Source organism: Arthrobacter sp. ISL-72 (genome assembly GCF_018613755.1).
In the GTDB taxonomy this organism is placed as follows: Bacteria; Actinomycetota; Actinomycetes; order Actinomycetales; family Micrococcaceae; genus Arthrobacter.
In genome coordinates this window covers 87898-103701 of the sequence record NZ_JAGGPP010000033.1, presented here as the reverse complement: position 1 = coordinate 103701, position 15804 = coordinate 87898, and the positions used below count along the sequence as shown (strand labels likewise).

The window sequence follows — 15804 nt, the reverse complement described above, 5'->3', positions numbered from 1 at the left end:
ACGGATACAGCAACACCAGTAACACCTGGTCGTCGGACAGCTTGAGACGACCAGAGCACCACCAGTAACACGGGGCGGGCAAGTTGAGAGCAACCTTATGCATTCCTTGCCCGCCCCGACCGTTCGGGTCCGCTGCCCGGTACAAAAAAGTTACCTAAAATCAACTCGGCCCCGCCAAACCGGTAGACCTCGTAGCCGGCGAGCCTGAGCCGTCGGTCCTCGGAGACCATCTCGCTGTAGAGGGCTGGGCTCGCCGGTATCGCCGTTCGCGTAGTGCTGCTTCCCGTCGACCTCGAGGACCACGCGATGTCTGCTGGAGAACAGGATGAGGAAGTCCATCCGCTGCCGTGCCAACGGGCTGCCGCTCTGGCCAGCAGATAGACGAGCCGACTGGGTCGCGGGGTCGAAGTGCAGGTGGACCTGCGGGATCAGAGCCGGCCCCCACCCTCACCTGATACGTTCACGGCAAACCTGTTGCGACGTTGGTGAGAAACCGCCCCTTCCAGGAATGCTTCCTGCCCGCAGGTTGGGTATACGCGATGGACAGATTTCCCAGAATTCGAAAGTCGGAAGGCGAACATGTAGCACCGGGTCCTGACGCCATCCAGATCCACCCACACGTCCCCGAAATCGACCTCGGCTTCAGCGCCGGGCGCGTGTTCCTGAGGGATGAACACCTCAACGGCTGCTTTCCCGGACTCGAACGCAATCTCTGCACGGCGGGCCTTCACATACTGGCGGACCGTCGAATACGAGATCACCGCCTGGTGCTCGTCAACCAGACGGTCGAAAACACGCTGCGCGGTATGGCGTTGCTTCCGGGGGGCATCGAGATCCGCGATGAGCATGTCATCAATGACGGACCTGCAACGGTCCAGTTTCGGAGCCGCGCGGGCAGGGACTCTCCGGGTTGGTGGTTCAGCCGCAGCGAGGGCCTGACGGACAGTCCTGCGGGAAACCCGGTATTCCTTGGCCAGCGCCCGGATTGATGATCCATGGACCCGTGCGTCCCGCCGGATCCTGGCAAATAGCTCCACCCTCAACTCCATCACTGCCTTCCACTGTTGGAAAAACAACCCTGATGAAATCAACGGTGGGGTGGGCTCAAGTCAAACTGCGATTCATCGACCGGCGAGCCGCCAAGTGGGCTCCAACCAAACTGCAGAAGTGGTCTCCAAACAAACTGCCATAATCAGGCCAGCTCGTCCAACATAACGTGTCTCGGTCCGGCCAGCTGCCGCTCTGGCGTGCTGGGCGCTGGCACGCTGAGAGTGATTGGCACCCTAGACGTGAGACTGTTTTCTCTTGTCTCCGCTCTGAAAAACCCGCATAGTTCTAAGCAAGTGCTGCTAGGCAGCGTGGCCAGCGAAAGCTTGGGAGGGCCGAGAGATTCCGGGATGGAATATCAACAACGCAGCAGGATCGTCCGGGCCAGGGGCAGTTACTCTTCTTGAGGGATCCTCATTCTGCATTTCTGAGGCGAACGGCGACATGACCGCGGGCCGGCCGCAGGGAGCCTTCTTCAACGACACCCGCTTCATCGCGGAATGGAACCTGACCATTAACGGCCGCTCTATCGAAGCACTTTCCGTTGCGACACCAGAGCCTTACCGCGCCAAGTTCGTCGGGAGGGCCGCCAGCAACGGAGGGATGGACAGTCCGTTGCTGATCGAACGCGAACGAATCCTCGGGGCCGGTCTGACTGAAACTGTAACCGTCCGCAACTACTCCCGTGAGCCTATTAACTGCCGCATGGAGCTAGTCGTAGACACTGATTTTGCGGACCTGTTTGAGGTGAAAGAAGGCAGGCCTTCACGGCGATGGCAACAGTCACGGCGCTCTGACGGGGAGAAGCTAATCTTGGCTTCCGAATGGAAAGGCAACAGCCACGGGATCGTCCTGACCTTCCCCGGCGCTCAGGTTCAGGGGCGCAGTTTCGTATCCGCATTTACAGTCCCTGCACAAGGCGAGCGAGCCCACACAGTTACCGCTGCGCCGCTCATCGGCAGCCGGGACACAGGGCCCTCCCTATACGGAAAGGTCCCTGGCGACGAGCAGTCTCTGAAACGCATCACCGAGTGGCGAACAGCAATGCCCGTCGCAGACCTCGGGGATGACGCGCTCGAGAAAGTAATCAGGCGCAGCCAGGAGGATCTGGGCTCCCTCCGGATCTTCAACCCCGATCACGCTGACCGCGTCGTAGTCGCCGCGGGAGCCCCGTGGTTTATGGCCTTGTTTGGGAGGGACAGCCTGCTCGCCTCCTTCATGTCTTTTCTGCTCGACCCATCCCTCGCTTTGGGCACCCTGAGGACACTGGCCGACTATCAAGGAAAGGAGATAAATCCACTTACGGAGGAAGAACCGGGACGGATACTCCATGAGGTGCGTCTGGGCGTCAGCACCGGGCAAGCTCTGGGCGGTCGCAGCATCTACTACGGCACGGCTGACGCCACACCGCTCTTTGTCGCCGTGCTGGGGGAACTGAGCCGATGGGGACTCGAATCTAAAGCCATACACGACCTGCTCCCTGCCGCGGACAGAGCCTTGGGCTGGGTAGAGAACTACGGAGACCGCGACGGAGACGGCTTCGTTGAATACGAGCGCCACACAAACCAAGGGCTACGTAACCAGGGCTGGAAGGACTCATGGGACGGCATAAATTTCGCAGATGGCACACTGGCCGAACCACCAATAGCATTGTGCGAAGTCCAGGCCTACACCTACTCGGCCTATATGGGACGGGCACTGATCGCCCTTACCCATGGCGATACAGAGACCGCTGATTCGTGTGCGGCCAAAGCCGCGAGACTGAAGGAGGCCTTCAACGAGCGCTTTTGGCTTCCTGACCGAGGATATTTCGCCATCGCCCTGGATGGCGAAAAGAAGCCCGTTGACGCCCTCGCCTCCAACATGGGCCATTGTCTTTGGGCCGGAATCGTGGACCAGGACAAGGCGGGGCTGGTAGCTGAACGGCTCATGTCCCCGGAGATGTTTACGGGCTGGGGAATACGGACTCTCGCCAGCACAATGGGTGCGTACAACCCGGCGAGCTACCACAACGGGTCAGTCTGGCCCCATGACAGCGCCCTGGTCATGGGCGGGCTCATGAGATATGGCTTCACGGAGCAGGCGCAGGCAATTGCGTATGGGCTTTTGGGAGCTGCCGATTACTTTGGGGGACGACTGCCCGAGCTGTTCTGCGGCCTGGACAAGGCGAGCCACCCGGTACCGGTTCCGTACCCAGCCTCATGTTCCCCCCAGGCATGGGCGGCAGCGGCTCCAGTGCATCTGATCCGCGTACTGATGCGTTTTGACCCCGCACTTCTTTGGAACGAGTTGTGGCTCGCTCCCGCACTTCCGCCGGGCACGCGCTTCCATTTGGAGAATGTGCCGTTCGCCGGAAATGCCAAGCTCTCGCTGGACATCGATATGAACAGCGATTCGGTCCAAGTCCAGGGGCTACCGGATTATGTGAAACTTCGACGGGGACTTCGTCCTCCGCTGATGGAACTGTACAACCTGACTCGATCGCCGCGGCCGGACTGAACGACCCAGCTCGTCATAATATCCGCTAGCAGTGTTCCGGCTTCTGCTTCATCAGTGATTAACTGCTGGGATACCTCGGCAGGGGAAGCGCGGCATCCTTTTGGGGACTGCCCCCGTTTTTATTGACTCCTTGACCTAGCGAGCTGATGCTCGTGGAAAGATGTTGACCATGCCCACGGCTTATGGGGCGGAGTTCCGCCAGGATGTTATTGATGTGGCCCGCAAGGTCGAAGCGCCGCTGGCGCAGATTGCGAAGGATTTCGGGCTTTCGGTCACGATGCTGAAGCGCCGGATCGCCATCGCCGAGCGCAAGGAGACCGGAGCCGGCCCGGCAGCGGCGGAGTCGGCCGAGATGCGGGAGCTAAAGAAGCGGAACCGCTTGCTGGAGCAGGAGAACGAGATTCTCCGCCGGGCTGCTGCCTACCTGGCCCGGACATCAACCCAAAATGACTTTTCTATGGGTTCTGTCAAGCCATGATGGTCTGGAGTTGACGGAAAATGGCGCGGCAGACATAGCGTGCCGCGATGGAATCGTTCTTCTCGCTGCTGCAGAAGAACGTCCTGGACCGTCAGCGGTGGACCACCAGGCAGGAACTCCGGCTTGCCATCACGACCTGGATCGAGCGGACCTACCACCGCCGGCGACGGCAACGACGGCTGGGAAAACTCACGCCCATCGAACATGAAACATCAACCGAGCCGCGCTCACAGCGGCCTAAGACCCCGAGTCAACAAAAGCCGGGGCAGTCCCGTTTGGTTTTCCTTACCCATCCGCCTTCAGACCATTGCTATGTTGATTCAAATATCTTAGAATTAAGATACTTGAATCAAAGAGACGCCTGGTGGAGGCGAAATATCGCTTTCCGGGTCTTCGGCACGAAGGGAGACACCATGACTATCGTCACCGAACAACCCCGCACCCTCGATCCGCAGCAGGTCCGGGACGTCATGTCCAAAGTGCCCACCGGCGTGCCGGTCATTGCGGGCGAATGCGAACTTACCGGTGAACGCGCCGCCATGATCGTTGGATCGTTCGTTTTCATTTCCGTCGAACCCTGCTTGATTGGCTTCTTCGTTGGCAAAGGCTCCTCAAGTTGGCCAAAGCTCAACGAGGCCACAGTGCTTGGCATCAGCGCCCTGTCCGCAAGCCAGACGCAGTTCTGTCGCAAGCTCGGCAAAAAGGAAGCGGACCGGTTCGCCGAACATTTCTGGAACCAGGGCCCATGCGGTGCACCACTAGTCGCCGGTTCAGTCGCAGCCATGGAATGCCAGATCGAAAACGTCACCTCCGTCGGTGACCATGACTTCGTTCTGGCCCGAGTCCGCGATCTCAGCACCGGAAGCGCTGCTGACCCTCTTGTCTTCCAAAATCACGAGTTCTCCGGGCTCCTTCGCCACTGACCCGATAGGGCTTGAGCCACCGGATCCTGCCCACACTTTGCTCACTGATACTCTTCCCCGCGGCCTAGTGGAAGTGGCTGCCTAGCTGCTCAAACGTGCGTTACAGCCTTACGCTGGGCTGGGCTTCTGAATTCGCGTCAAGTTCGGCCCGTTCTAATTCCGCGACGATATGTCCTTCCTTCGACGGTAACGGCAAAAGTTCGCTAAAGCTGTAGAGGCAGGCGTGGACCAGCAGAAGGAAGTTGGCCGCACCGAAGCACCCCTCGCCGCCAGGCAGCCTGTCTTCGGAGTCGGTCGCAATGCGCCTCGGTGCCGCCTGGATCCGGGCTCCGGTCTTCTACCCATCTTCACCGGAGCTCGCGGCCAGACGGAAACGGCTGTTTATGGGTTGCACGGCTTGGGACAGTTAAAAAAAGTCACTCCCCCCGCTCATTTTGAAGCGCCGATAATGGACCTTTCGTCAGCCTACGAACACTGACCTGTAGGCTCTGTGCGTGAATCCATGTATAGCCAGCTGTCTGAGGCCATTTCCTCGAGGTGAGGGGGTTGGCTTTTGGGAGTTTTTGAGGTTGAGGGCAAGTTGCGTTTTAGATGCGTTCATCTGTCTTTGTGTTTGTGGGGGAGAGGTCCGCGCGCGTAGCACGACGCCTGCTGGCGGCCGCTTTGGTTGCCGGCCCACTTCGAACCTTCACCCATTGCTTAATGGGACTGGATCAACACCTCAAACCGCCTGGTTTGTCGGGCAAACGCGGTCGTCGACACCCTGGGATTAGAACCAAAGCGTCCCTGAATCAGGCTGGTTTCGCCGACCACTCCGGTTCCAGCGAAGACCCCATATCGGCGGACTTCCATGGTGAGGCTTCAGACGACGATGGTGGCTGTTGCACTTCGAGTCCGAGAGCGCGTGGTGTCTTAGGACACGAGGTTGTCCGCTGCGGTGTCCATGTGTTCGCGGATGGTCTTGCGCACCACGGATGGTTCGCCGGTTTCAATGGCAGCAATGATGTCGCGGTGCCGGTTCACGCTCATGTTCTTGACGCCCTTTTCCAGTCCCGCGAACATGATGGACATCCGGATGGAGCCTTCGAGGGAGGTCCAGGAGTGCAGCAGGGTTTCATTGCCGGTCAGTCGGCAAAGAGTCCGGTGGAATTCCATGTCAGATTCGATACGCTCCGCTAATGACGCGTTCTGGGCTGCCTCCATAACGTCAATCGTCCGGTGCAGGGACGCGATGGCATGAGCGCGGTCGGGGAGCTCGCACAGTGTACGTGCAGCCAGGGATTCGAGGGCAGCCCGTACGGCGAAGATATCGCGGATTTCCTTTTCGTCCAGGTGCCGGACCGAGAGCCGGCCGCGGGGCCCTGCGGACAGAAGGCCTTCCTGTGCCAGTTGGCGGAGTGCTTCGCGGAGCGTTCCCCGGCTGATCCGGAGCATGTCCGAGAGTTCGGTTTCCACCAGGTGCCGCCCGGGTTCCAGCTCACCGCTGGTGATGGCAGTCCTTAGCGCGGAGAGCGCCTGCTCGCGCAGATTTTGCTTCTCCAGTCCCAGCAGCGGGGCTGTCAGTCCGGCCATGACACCTATCCTCAATGTTGTAAGTCGACTGTTTACAGTCATATTCGATAGTACGGCAGAAAGCACGGTCTCGGCCGGGAACGGTGCCATGCTTTCTGCATCTATTCAGTCTGTCCAGGACAGGCTGTCTAGCCGAGTTCGGCGAGCACCTTCGCGACGATGCGGTCCACGGCCAGGCCGTAGCGGTCGTGGAGGGTGGGCAGCGCGCCGGCGTCCAGGAACTGGTCGGGGAGCGCCACCGGGACCACGCGCTTGCCGAGGCCGGCGGTGACCACGGCGGAGGCGACTGTTTCGAACAGGCCGCCCACCACGCTGTGGTTCTCCAGCGTGACGGCGAGCCGGTCGGTGTTGATCTCGGCGAGGACGGTGGCGGCGTCGAACGGTTTGATGGTGGGCGTGTGGACGACGGCAACATCCACGTTGTGCGCCGCCAGGGCATTGGCTGCCTGGAGGGCGCGGATGGTCATCAGGCCCGAGGAGATGAATACGACGTCGTTGCCGCCGCGCAGCACCTTGGCCTTGCCGAGCTCGAACGTGTAGTCGTACTCGTCAAGGACTGTGGGGACGTTGCCGCGGAGCAGGCGCAGGTAGGTGGGTCCCTCGGAAGCTGCAAGCTGGGGGACTGCCTGTTCGATGTCGATCGAGTCGCAGGGGTCCACGATGGTCAGGTTGGGCATGCCGCGGAAGATCGCCATGTCCTCGGTGGCCTGGTGGCTGGGGCCGTACCCGGTGGTCAGGCCGGGCAGGCCGCCAACGATGTTCACGTTCAAGTTGGGCTCGGCGGCGTCTAGGCAGAGGAAATCGTAAGCGCGGCGGGCCGCGAACACCGAGTAGGTGGACGCGAACGGCACCAGTCCGGTCTCGGCCAGGCCGGCCGCGGCGCCGAAGAGCAGCTGCTCGGCCATGCCCATCTGGAAGAACCGCTCGGGGAAGGCCTTGGCGAAGATGTGCATGTCGGTGTACTTGCCCAGGTCCGCGGTGAGGCCGACGATCTTGTCGTTCTCCTGTGCGGCCTTGACCAGTGCGTGCCCGAACGGCGCGGACGCAGTCTTCTGGTCCGGATCGGCGAACGAGGCGATCATGGCCGAGGTCTTCAGCTTCGGCTTTGCGGCTGTTGTGGTGTCGGGAGCCTCGGTGGTGGCGCTCATGCTGAAGCCTTTCCTTCGTATCCTGCGGTGAGCTGCTCGCGGCAGGTCTGCCATTCGTGTTCTTCGATGCGCATGAAGTGCGCCTTTTCGCGTTCCTCGAGCAGCGGAACGCCCCGGCCCACCTTCGTGTCGCACAGGATCACGGAAGGACGTCCGACGGCGGCGACCTGGGCGGCTGCGTTGTCGAACGCTGCCAGCAGCGCGCCGACGTCGTTCCCGTCCACGCGCTGGGTATACCAGCCAAAGGATGCCCATTTTTCGGTGACCGGCTCGGTGCGGAGCACCGTGTCCGTCTTGCCGTCGGCCTGCAGGGCGTTGATGTCCACCATGGCGGTGAGGTTGCCCAGCTGGTGGTGGTGGGCGCCCATGGCCGCTTCCCACGTGGAGCCTTCGTCCAGTTCGCCATCGGAGAGGAAGTTATAGACACGGGCGCCTGAGCCCTGGTAGCGCAGGCCCAGGGCCATGCCGACGGCGATGCTCAGGCCGTGCCCGAGAGATCCTCCGGAGATTTCCATGCCAGGGGTGTAGGTGGACATCCCGGACATCGGGAGCCGGGAGTCGTCCGAACCGTAGGTTTCCAGTTCCTCGACCGGGATGATCCCGGCCTCGGCGAGGGCTGCGTAGTGGCCGATCGCGTAGTGCCCGGTGGAGAGCAGGAACCGGTCCCGTGCTTCCCAGTGCGGATCCTCGGCCCGGAACCGGAGCTGGTCGCCGTAGACGGTAGCCAGCATGTCAGCTGCACCAAGGGCCTGGCCGACGTAGCCCTGGCCCTGGACTTCGCCCATGTTCAGGGCGTGGTGCCGGATCCGGTAGGCGGCGGCGCTGGTCCTTTCGATGCGGTCCTGCGGAACGTCGGCGGAGCTCACCCCGGTCTGCGTTGCACGGTCCTGGACGTTACTTACTGGCATTACTGGCTCCGTGTTCGTTTCGTGTGTGGCGGTCATTAGACGTTCACCGTGTTGGGTGTGCTTTTGGTGGCCTCATCTGCCAGTTCGCGTTCGCGCTTGCCCCAGGTTTCCCGGGTGACGAGGGCGGCCCAGAGTCCGATAGCGGCGTAGGTACCGAAGAGCAGTGCCGGTCCCATCCAGCCGAAGCTCACGAACAGCAGGGTGGTGATGAAGGGGGTGAAGCCGGAGACCATGGCGGAGATCTGGTAGGCCAGCGAGGCTCCGGAGGAGCGGGTCTTGGCCTGGAAGAGCTCGGGGAACCAGGCACCCTGGGCGCCGGCGAGGGAGTTCTGGCAGACGGCGTAGGAGATGGCGACGGTGGCGATGACGGCGATGAACAGGCCGGTGTTGACCAGCAGGAACATCGGCACGGCGAACAGCACGGCGAAGGCGCAGGACCAGATGTACAGGGGCCGGCGGCCGATGCGGTCCGTGAGGCGGGCCCAGGCCTGGGTGGCGAAGATACCGATGGCCGAGGCGATGCAGAGGGCAACGAGGGTCTGGGTTTTGTCAGCGAGGTGCTGGGTGTGGAGGTAGGAAATCATGTAGGTGATGGACACCGCGTAGCCGGCGGTCTCGGCGATGCGCAGGCCGATGCCCTTGACGATGTTGCGCCAGTCGGTCTTGATGACCTCGACAATGGGGGACTTGACGATGGCACCGCTTTCCTTGACCTCGTCGAAGACCGGGGACTCGGGGACCTTGGCGCGGATGATCAGGCCGACGGCGACGAGCACGATGCTGGCCAGGAACGGGACGCGCCAGGCAAGTTCGCCGCCCAGGTTCACGCTGACGAGGAAGACGAGGTTTGCCAGGAGCAGGCCAACGGGGAAGCCGGCCTGCACGATACCGGTGTACTTGCCCTTGGACTTCCAGGGCGCGTGCTCGTAGCTCATCAGGATGGCCCCGCCCCATTCAGCGCCGAAGGCCAGGCCCTGGACGACGCGGACGAAGACCAGCAGTGCGGGAGCCAGCAGGCCAACCTGTTCGTAGGTGGGCAGGAGCCCGATGAGGAACGTTGCCACGCCCATCAGGATCAGGGATGCCACCAGGACGGGCTTGCGGCCCACCTTATCCCCGAGGTGCCCGCCGATGATGCCGCCGATGGGCCGGGCAGCGAATCCGACGCCGAGGGTGGCGAAGGCTGCCAGCGTTCCGGTGACGGGGTCGCCGGTGGGGAAGAAGGCTGTACCGAAGTACAGGGCCGCGGCGGTGCCGAAGCCGATGAAGTCATACGTCTCGATAACGGCGCCAACACCGGAGCCGATGGCCACGCGCTTCGCGTCCTTGGTGCCGTGTACATGGCCGCGCATTTTCAGAGCTTCATTGCTCATTGAGTTTTGTCCCTTTCGATGAGCGACGAAGCACGAAGCTCCAGCGCTGTCGACTGTTAACACCTGATACGACAATAGTGACGCAGGTCATTAGCAATGTCAACAGTCAATGTTTGGAGTTGACTGTTAACAAGACTCGCTCTACAGTGATACACATCACCCCTGCAGATTCAGAGGATCAACGCCGATACTCAACCCCGTACCGGCTCATTGCCCTGAACCGCACCGCAGCAATGCATACCCTAGGTTTCCAAGGAGCATCATGAGCAATATCATTCAGCGCACCGCCGTCCTCACCGGGGCCACCTCCGAGCGCGGTATCGGTATCACCACGGCCCGGCGCTACGCCAAGCAGGGATGGGGCGTGGTGATCCTGGACCTCGACGGCGAGAAGTCCGCCAAGGTCGCCGCCGAAATCGGCAACGAATTCAATGTCCCCGCGTTCGGCCACGAGATTGACGTCGCCAACGAGACCTCCGTCATTGCCGCCCAGGCCGCCGTCGCCGTCGAGGTTGCCGCGGGCAACCTGCCGCCCGTGGGTGCCCTGGCCAACATCGCCGGCATCACCTCCCCGCTTCCGTTTTTGGAGACCACCCTTGAGCTGTGGCACAAGGTGATGGACGTCAACGCCACCGGCACCTACTTGGTGTCCAAGGCGTTCCTGCCGGACATGATCGCCAACGGCTGGGGCCGCATCGTCAACATGTCCTCAGTATCCGCCCAGCGCGGCGGCGGGGTCTTCGGCAAGGTCCCCTACTCCGCGGCCAAGGCAGCCATCCTCGGCTTCACCAAGGCCCTGGCCCGCGAACTCGGCACCACCGGCGTCACCGTCAACGCCATCACCCCGGGCGCCGTGGACACCAACATCCGCGTAGGCAGCACCGAGGAGCAGGAAGCCGCCATCAACGCCGGCATCCCGCTGGGCCGGAACGCCACCACGGAGGAAGTCGCCGCCGTCATCACGTTCCTGTCCTCCGAGGACTCCGCGTACCTCACCGGTACCACCATCGACATCAACGGCGGAAGCCACATCCACTAACAGCCGCGTGCGCGCAGTCGGTGCCCGGCGGCGGCGTAAAGGGCCACTAAAAAGGGCTCTCGAAGTGGTCGTAGTCCCGCCACCCCCCGAACAGTGGCAGCCGTCAAGCAGGCGACGACTGCCACTGATTTACCCGATTGCGGAGAACACATGCCACCTAACCGAGCAACTCCCCGAAAACACGTTGAATGGAACCTCCTGATCAACACATTGGTCGAAATCCGCCTCGACGGCCAAACAATCAGAACAGGCCTCGTCGAAGACGTCATGCCCGACTCCTCCGCTCTGTGGCTCGCTGCCGATAGCGATAACCCGCGCCAAATATTTGAAGTGTGCCAAGGCCACCAGGTGTGGGTGACACCACAGCAACTCTGCGGAGAGCTCAGCTACCGGATGACAACGCAACAGATCTTCGGAACAACGGCTAAGAAATTCTGAATTTGCGCGCCCCGGGTCGGACCTGTTCTTGTACCCGGGAATCTGGGAGAAGAGGCGGATCTTCCGAGTCCCGCAGTGGAGTTTGTCAGAATGGCCTGCATGGACAAACTTGTTGAGGCCGGGGTCGACGGTCGACCGGAATCGGTCCTGGCTGTTCGCGTGGAGCTGGTCGACAGCGAGCCTGAAATCTGGCGTCAGCTGGAGGTCCTCGGCTCCCTGACTCTGGATCAAGTCCACCAGGTCCTGCAAACTGCCTTTGGCTGGGAGGACGCGCACCTGCACAGGTTCACAGCAGATGACCCCTTCGCGCCACTGCGGCCGGTCGACGGAGAGGTTCCCGAAGCCCTGCAGTGGCTTCCCGGGCAGGAGTGCGAAGAACCGGAGGACACGCCTGAGGAGGACTTCTCCCTGGACCAACTGCTGGCGCTGGGTTCCGGCGCAGCGTTTTATGAGTACGACTTCGGTGACAGCTGGCTGCACCGGCTCGAGCTGGTTTCCCGGCGTCCCGCGAACGAAGGCACTCCGCCGGCCCGGCTGATCGACGGTGCACGCCGCGGCCCGCTGGAGGATTCAGGAGGATTTCCCGGGTACGAAGAGATCATGCATGCCCTGGCCGACCCGTCACATCCGGACCACGCCAAACACTCCACGTGGGTGGCCGAAATAACCGGATCACACGAGCCGTTCGACCCTGCCTTCCTGGACATCCCTAGAGTGAACGAGGCGCTGGCCGACCAGACCTAAGCCCCAAGGTTTCTGGAAAAATAGGCGCGAGAGACGAGGCCGCACACAGCCCCGTTTGGGGCCTCTCCCCGGCCTAAACCAAGTGCCGATAATGGAGGTTCCGTAAAGTTGCGGCTCCCGGCTACCAGCGGTGCCGCATACTGTCAGGTTGGGGTGTAGTCCAAACGTACGGGTGCAGGGAACGAGCAAAGTAGTAGATGGAGGTTTGCAGCCGCCGCCTTGCCATAGGCGTATCTCTGATGACGCAGCGGGAGGGCCGGGCAATAGATTAGCTATCGGACCAGCATGACGATGATGCCCCAGGGCTCCCCGAGTGCCACCGAGCACTGATGCAATGTCAGAGTCCACACTTTCCCGCAAGATGCCCCGGGGAGTATGGAGGCTGGGTGACCACTCGCTTGTTACCTTGAAGAGTGCATCCGACTTCCGACATTTTGTGCAGCGGACTTCCGAAACTTACAGATCCGCATCCGCGGGAAGAGTCTCGCCAGAAGTGCGACATGGATGCCCGGCCGAGTTTCACAGCACAATCGTGGCGCCTTACAGGAAGACCCGTACATGGTTGACGACCTGCCGGTCACAGAAAAAGCTGATGATCACGCTGGTTGCCCGTGTGTTGGGAGGGGATTATGCCCGGTTGTGCTGATTGTCCCGCCAGCTCCACTCGGAAGTGCTCATTCTGGTCGACCAGCGCGCCGGGCAGCAAGATCGATGTACCACTGCAGCACGCTGGCATCATCTGTGGATTGTGGGTCAAAGATCGTGTTGATGTCAACGCCTTGGAATATTTTCTTGATGGGAATCTCCAGTTTCTTGCCGGTGCGAGTGTGCGGGATTGCCGGTGTCGCGATGATCTCGTCGGGTATGTGCCGGGGTGATGCTTCCTTGCGGATTATGTCTTGGATCGCGCAAATCAGGTCGTCATTCAGAATGGTGTCCTCGGTGAGAGCGACGAACAGCGGCATCCAGTAGGTTCCGTCGGCATATTCAACTCCAATGACCAGCGCTTCGCGTATCTGCGGCAGCTTCTCCACAGCTTGGTAAATGTCGGCGCTGCCCATCCGGACCCCATGGCGGTTAAGCGTGGCGTCGGAGCGGCCGTGGACGGTGACGGTGCCATGTCCGCTGATGGTAACCCAGTCACCGTGCTGCCATACGCGTGGGTAGCCGTCGAAGTAGGTGCAACGATACCGCTCGCCGCTGGGGTCGTCCCAAAAACGGACCGGCATGGAGGGCATGGGTTTGGTCAGGACCAGCTCGCCGACCTCGTCGATGAGAGGTCGGCCGTCCTTGTCCCAGGATTCGAGGGCCGCTCCTAATGCGAGGGCTGAGATTTGCCCGGCATGGACCGGGACTGTCGGGACGGCTGTGGCGACGGCGCTGACGACGTCTGTTCCTCCGGTCATGGATGCGACTTGGACGTCGGCTCCGACACGGTTGGCTACCCAGGCATTGGAACGTGCAGGCAGGACGGAGCCGGTGACCCCTAATGTTCTCAAGGAGGTGAGGTCATATGTGAGGGCAGGAGAGAGATCGTCCTTTTCGCAGGCCTGCAGGTATCCCGGGCTGGTCCCGAGAAAGGTGACCCTGTTTCGTTCCGAGAGTCCCCAGATGGCGTCGGCCGGGTGGGTGGGACTTCCGTCGTAACAGATGATCGTGGCGCCGACCAACAGGCCGGCGACTTGGAAGTTCCACATCATCCAGCTGGGTGAGGTGTACCAGAAGTACACGTCACCGGGAGCAAGGTCGAGATGGAAAGACATGGACTTGAGGTGCTCGAGCAAGACGCCGCCATGTGAGTGGACAATGCCCTTGGGTCGACCGGTCGTGCCGGATGAGAAAAGCACCCACAACGGATGGTCGAAAGGCAGAGGCACGGTCTGCAACGGCGCGTTTCCCGCGCTGGCCTGGGACCATTCGATGAGGCCAGAGTCCTCCATGGGCAGCTCCAGCCGCGGAACGATGATAGTGGCCTGTAAAGAGGTGATGTTGGTTCGGATGTACCCGATCGCGTCTCGGCGGTCGTGGGATTTGCCCGCGTAGCGGTATCCATCCGCAGCGATAAGCACTTTGGGGTCAAGCTGGCCGAGACGGTCAACAGCCGCGGCTGCCAGATACTCCTGCCCGCAAGATGCCCAGAGTGCACCCAGGCTCGCGGTTGCCAAGAATGAAATCACCGTTTCGATGGTGTTGGGCAGGTACCCGACGACCCGGTCTCCTGCCTGGACGCCGTTGCCACGCAATGTAGAGGCGACGGCAGCAACCTTTCTTTCCAGCTGCTCCCAGGACAGTGTGCGCCGACCGGGACCGCCTGGTTCGCACTCTTCGATGACAGCGGTCCCGTCCGCAAGTCGGTCCCGGAAAACCTGATCCACATAGTTGAGAGTCGCGCCGGGGAACCACTCGGCTCCCGGCATCGTCTCCTCAACGAGGACACAGTTAGGCCGAGAATATGCAGCCACATCGAAGAAGGACCAAAGCGCTGCCCAGAAGCTAGCGATTTCGGTGGTCGACCAACGCTGCAGATCGGCGTAGTCATCGAACTTCTCGCCCCTGGTAATGGCCAGCCACCGACGGAAGACTTCTACGTTGGCCTCCTGTTGACGCCCACGGGACGGTTGCCATGTCGGTAATGACCCCTGCGGGGTATCAGCAGCTGCGGTACTGGGCAGGGGAGCGTTTCTGCCGAGCACCGTGAAGTCCGAGCCCATATTCATGGTCGCCTGCCCGAATGTTTCGCCACGCCGGTGGTACCGACGGGCACACCGGCAAGCTTCACAGCGGCAACCGCCTTGGTGATGAGTTCGATAATGTGAGGGTCTGTTACCTGTCTCCCTTCCCCTTCGGCCACGTCTGCAGCACCAACAAGTACGGCGTCGACGCCCTCGACCGAAGCGATGTCGCCGGCTGCAAGTGCAGCTTCAGCGCTCTGGATCTGAACGATACAGGCTACTTGTTCCAGGCCGCGCTGCCCATATTCATTTCTGCCCGGAGCACCCCGCTGCCTTGCGCCGCTGGTGCTTCGGGTTCCTCGTGGGTCGCGGACCGGAACCCGCAGAGCACGGACGGCAAAGCTGGCATCGGCAGGGGAGTTGATGTGCGGAAACATGATGCCATCCGCTCCGCTGTGGAGCATGTGTTGAATCAGCGCAGTTTCGGCAGCAGGGATACGGACGATCGGTGACAGACCTGAGATCCTAGCGATGTCAATCATTGCCAACACTGTTCGTGTGTCCCGGGGGGCGTGCTCGAAATCGACGACAACGAAATCGGGTCCGGCAGTGCCGCCAGGATGAAAGCTGTCGATATTGGGAACTTCGATCCATGTCCCGAGGGGATGTCCGCCGCGTTTGAGTACTTCCCGGAACCGGCTTCGTTGTGTGGTCTTCATCGGGCGGGGTAGTCCTTTGCAATCAGGTGCTGGTAGGTCATGTCGCTGGTTGTACTCAGCCCAGCTTGCGCGGGTAAGAAGGCGGCGTTTATTGATAAGCAGGAGCCCAACCGAAGTCAGGGTGGCCATTTGTGCCAACCTCGAGCGCCTTTGAGGGAGATCGGCGACTGCGGCACGCGCTCGGTTCCGATGTGGAACATTGGTCGGCGATCGGGTCTCTGATAGTCCCTCATGGGTGTCGTGT

General features: G+C 61.4%; 11 protein-coding genes and 2 pseudogenes. 6 read left to right on the top strand and 7 right to left on the bottom strand.

Translation table 11 applies throughout. From position 1 onward, the window contains the following. Positions 1 to 491 precede the first annotated feature (491 nt). A pseudogene (locus J7I92_RS24060) lies at positions 492 to 1049 on the bottom strand (IS21 family transposase); the annotation flags it as partial. A 340-nt stretch (positions 1050 to 1389) separates the two neighbouring features. On the opposite strand from J7I92_RS24060, the gene J7I92_RS21165 reads away from it, so the two are divergent. The 3 genes and pseudogenes from J7I92_RS21165 (at position 1390) to J7I92_RS21155 (ending at position 4947) form a co-directional block, all read left to right on the top strand. After that, entirely contained in the window at positions 1390 to 3546 is a 2157-nt protein-coding gene (locus tag J7I92_RS21165; protein WP_214843719.1) for a glycogen debranching N-terminal domain-containing protein, read from the top strand. A 169-nt stretch (positions 3547 to 3715) separates the two neighbouring features. Further along, a pseudogene (locus tag J7I92_RS21160) lies at positions 3716 to 4265 on the top strand (IS3 family transposase). Between the two features lie 172 nt (positions 4266 to 4437). Beyond that, positions 4438 to 4947, top strand: a complete 510-nt coding sequence (locus tag J7I92_RS21155) for a flavin reductase family protein (RefSeq protein ID WP_214843700.1) — start codon at positions 4438 to 4440, stop codon at positions 4945 to 4947. A gap of 912 nt (positions 4948 to 5859) precedes the next feature. Here J7I92_RS21155 and J7I92_RS21150 read toward each other — a convergent pair. From J7I92_RS21150 to J7I92_RS21135, 4 genes are all read right to left on the bottom strand, one after another. Further along, positions 5860 to 6519 (bottom strand): GntR family transcriptional regulator, encoded by a 660-nt coding sequence (locus J7I92_RS21150; RefSeq protein WP_214843698.1) that lies wholly within the window; start codon positions 6517 to 6519, stop codon positions 5860 to 5862. Positions 6520 to 6647: 128 nt separating this feature from the next. After that, a complete protein-coding gene (locus tag J7I92_RS21145) occupies positions 6648 to 7667 on the bottom strand; it encodes a transketolase family protein (protein WP_214843696.1) in 1020 nt (339 codons plus the stop codon). Next, positions 7664 to 8575, bottom strand: coding sequence for a transketolase (locus J7I92_RS21140; RefSeq protein ID WP_214843694.1), 912 nt, complete (start codon positions 8573 to 8575; stop codon positions 7664 to 7666). Before J7I92_RS21140 ends, J7I92_RS21145 begins: the two co-directional genes overlap by 4 nt. A 35-nt stretch (positions 8576 to 8610) precedes the next feature. Then, the gene (locus J7I92_RS21135) at positions 8611 to 9948 is read right to left on the bottom strand and encodes an MFS transporter (RefSeq protein ID WP_214843692.1); all 1338 of its coding nucleotides are present in this window, start codon (positions 9946 to 9948) and stop codon (positions 8611 to 8613) included. A 262-nt stretch (positions 9949 to 10210) separates the two neighbouring features. On the opposite strand from J7I92_RS21135, the gene J7I92_RS21130 reads away from it, so the two are divergent. The 3 genes from J7I92_RS21130 to J7I92_RS21120 all read left to right on the top strand — a co-directional run bounded on the left by J7I92_RS21130 (position 10211) and on the right by J7I92_RS21120 (position 12169). Continuing rightward, positions 10211 to 10987 carry an SDR family NAD(P)-dependent oxidoreductase gene (locus tag J7I92_RS21130; RefSeq protein WP_214843690.1) on the top strand — a complete coding sequence of 259 codons (777 nt, stop codon included), beginning with the start codon at positions 10211 to 10213 and terminating at the stop codon, positions 10985 to 10987. 93 nt (positions 10988 to 11080) lie between these two features. After that, entirely contained in the window at positions 11081 to 11425 is a 345-nt protein-coding gene (locus tag J7I92_RS21125) for a hypothetical protein (RefSeq protein ID WP_214843688.1), read from the top strand. Positions 11426 to 11524: 99 nt separating this feature from the next. After that, on the top strand, positions 11525 to 12169 hold the full coding sequence (locus tag J7I92_RS21120; protein WP_251040262.1) for a plasmid pRiA4b ORF-3 family protein: 645 nt from the start codon (positions 11525 to 11527) through the stop codon (positions 12167 to 12169). A gap of 674 nt (positions 12170 to 12843) precedes the next feature. Here the strand turns inward: J7I92_RS21120 and J7I92_RS21115 are convergent. Beyond that, positions 12844 to 14886 carry an acetoacetate--CoA ligase gene (locus J7I92_RS21115; RefSeq protein ID WP_214843686.1) on the bottom strand — a complete coding sequence of 681 codons (2043 nt, stop codon included), beginning with the start codon at positions 14884 to 14886 and terminating at the stop codon, positions 12844 to 12846. Further along, on the bottom strand, positions 14883 to 15560 hold the full coding sequence (locus tag J7I92_RS21110) for an HpcH/HpaI aldolase/citrate lyase family protein (protein WP_214843684.1): 678 nt from the start codon (positions 15558 to 15560) through the stop codon (positions 14883 to 14885). Before J7I92_RS21110 ends, J7I92_RS21115 begins: the two co-directional genes overlap by 4 nt. Positions 15561 to 15804 lie beyond the last annotated feature (244 nt).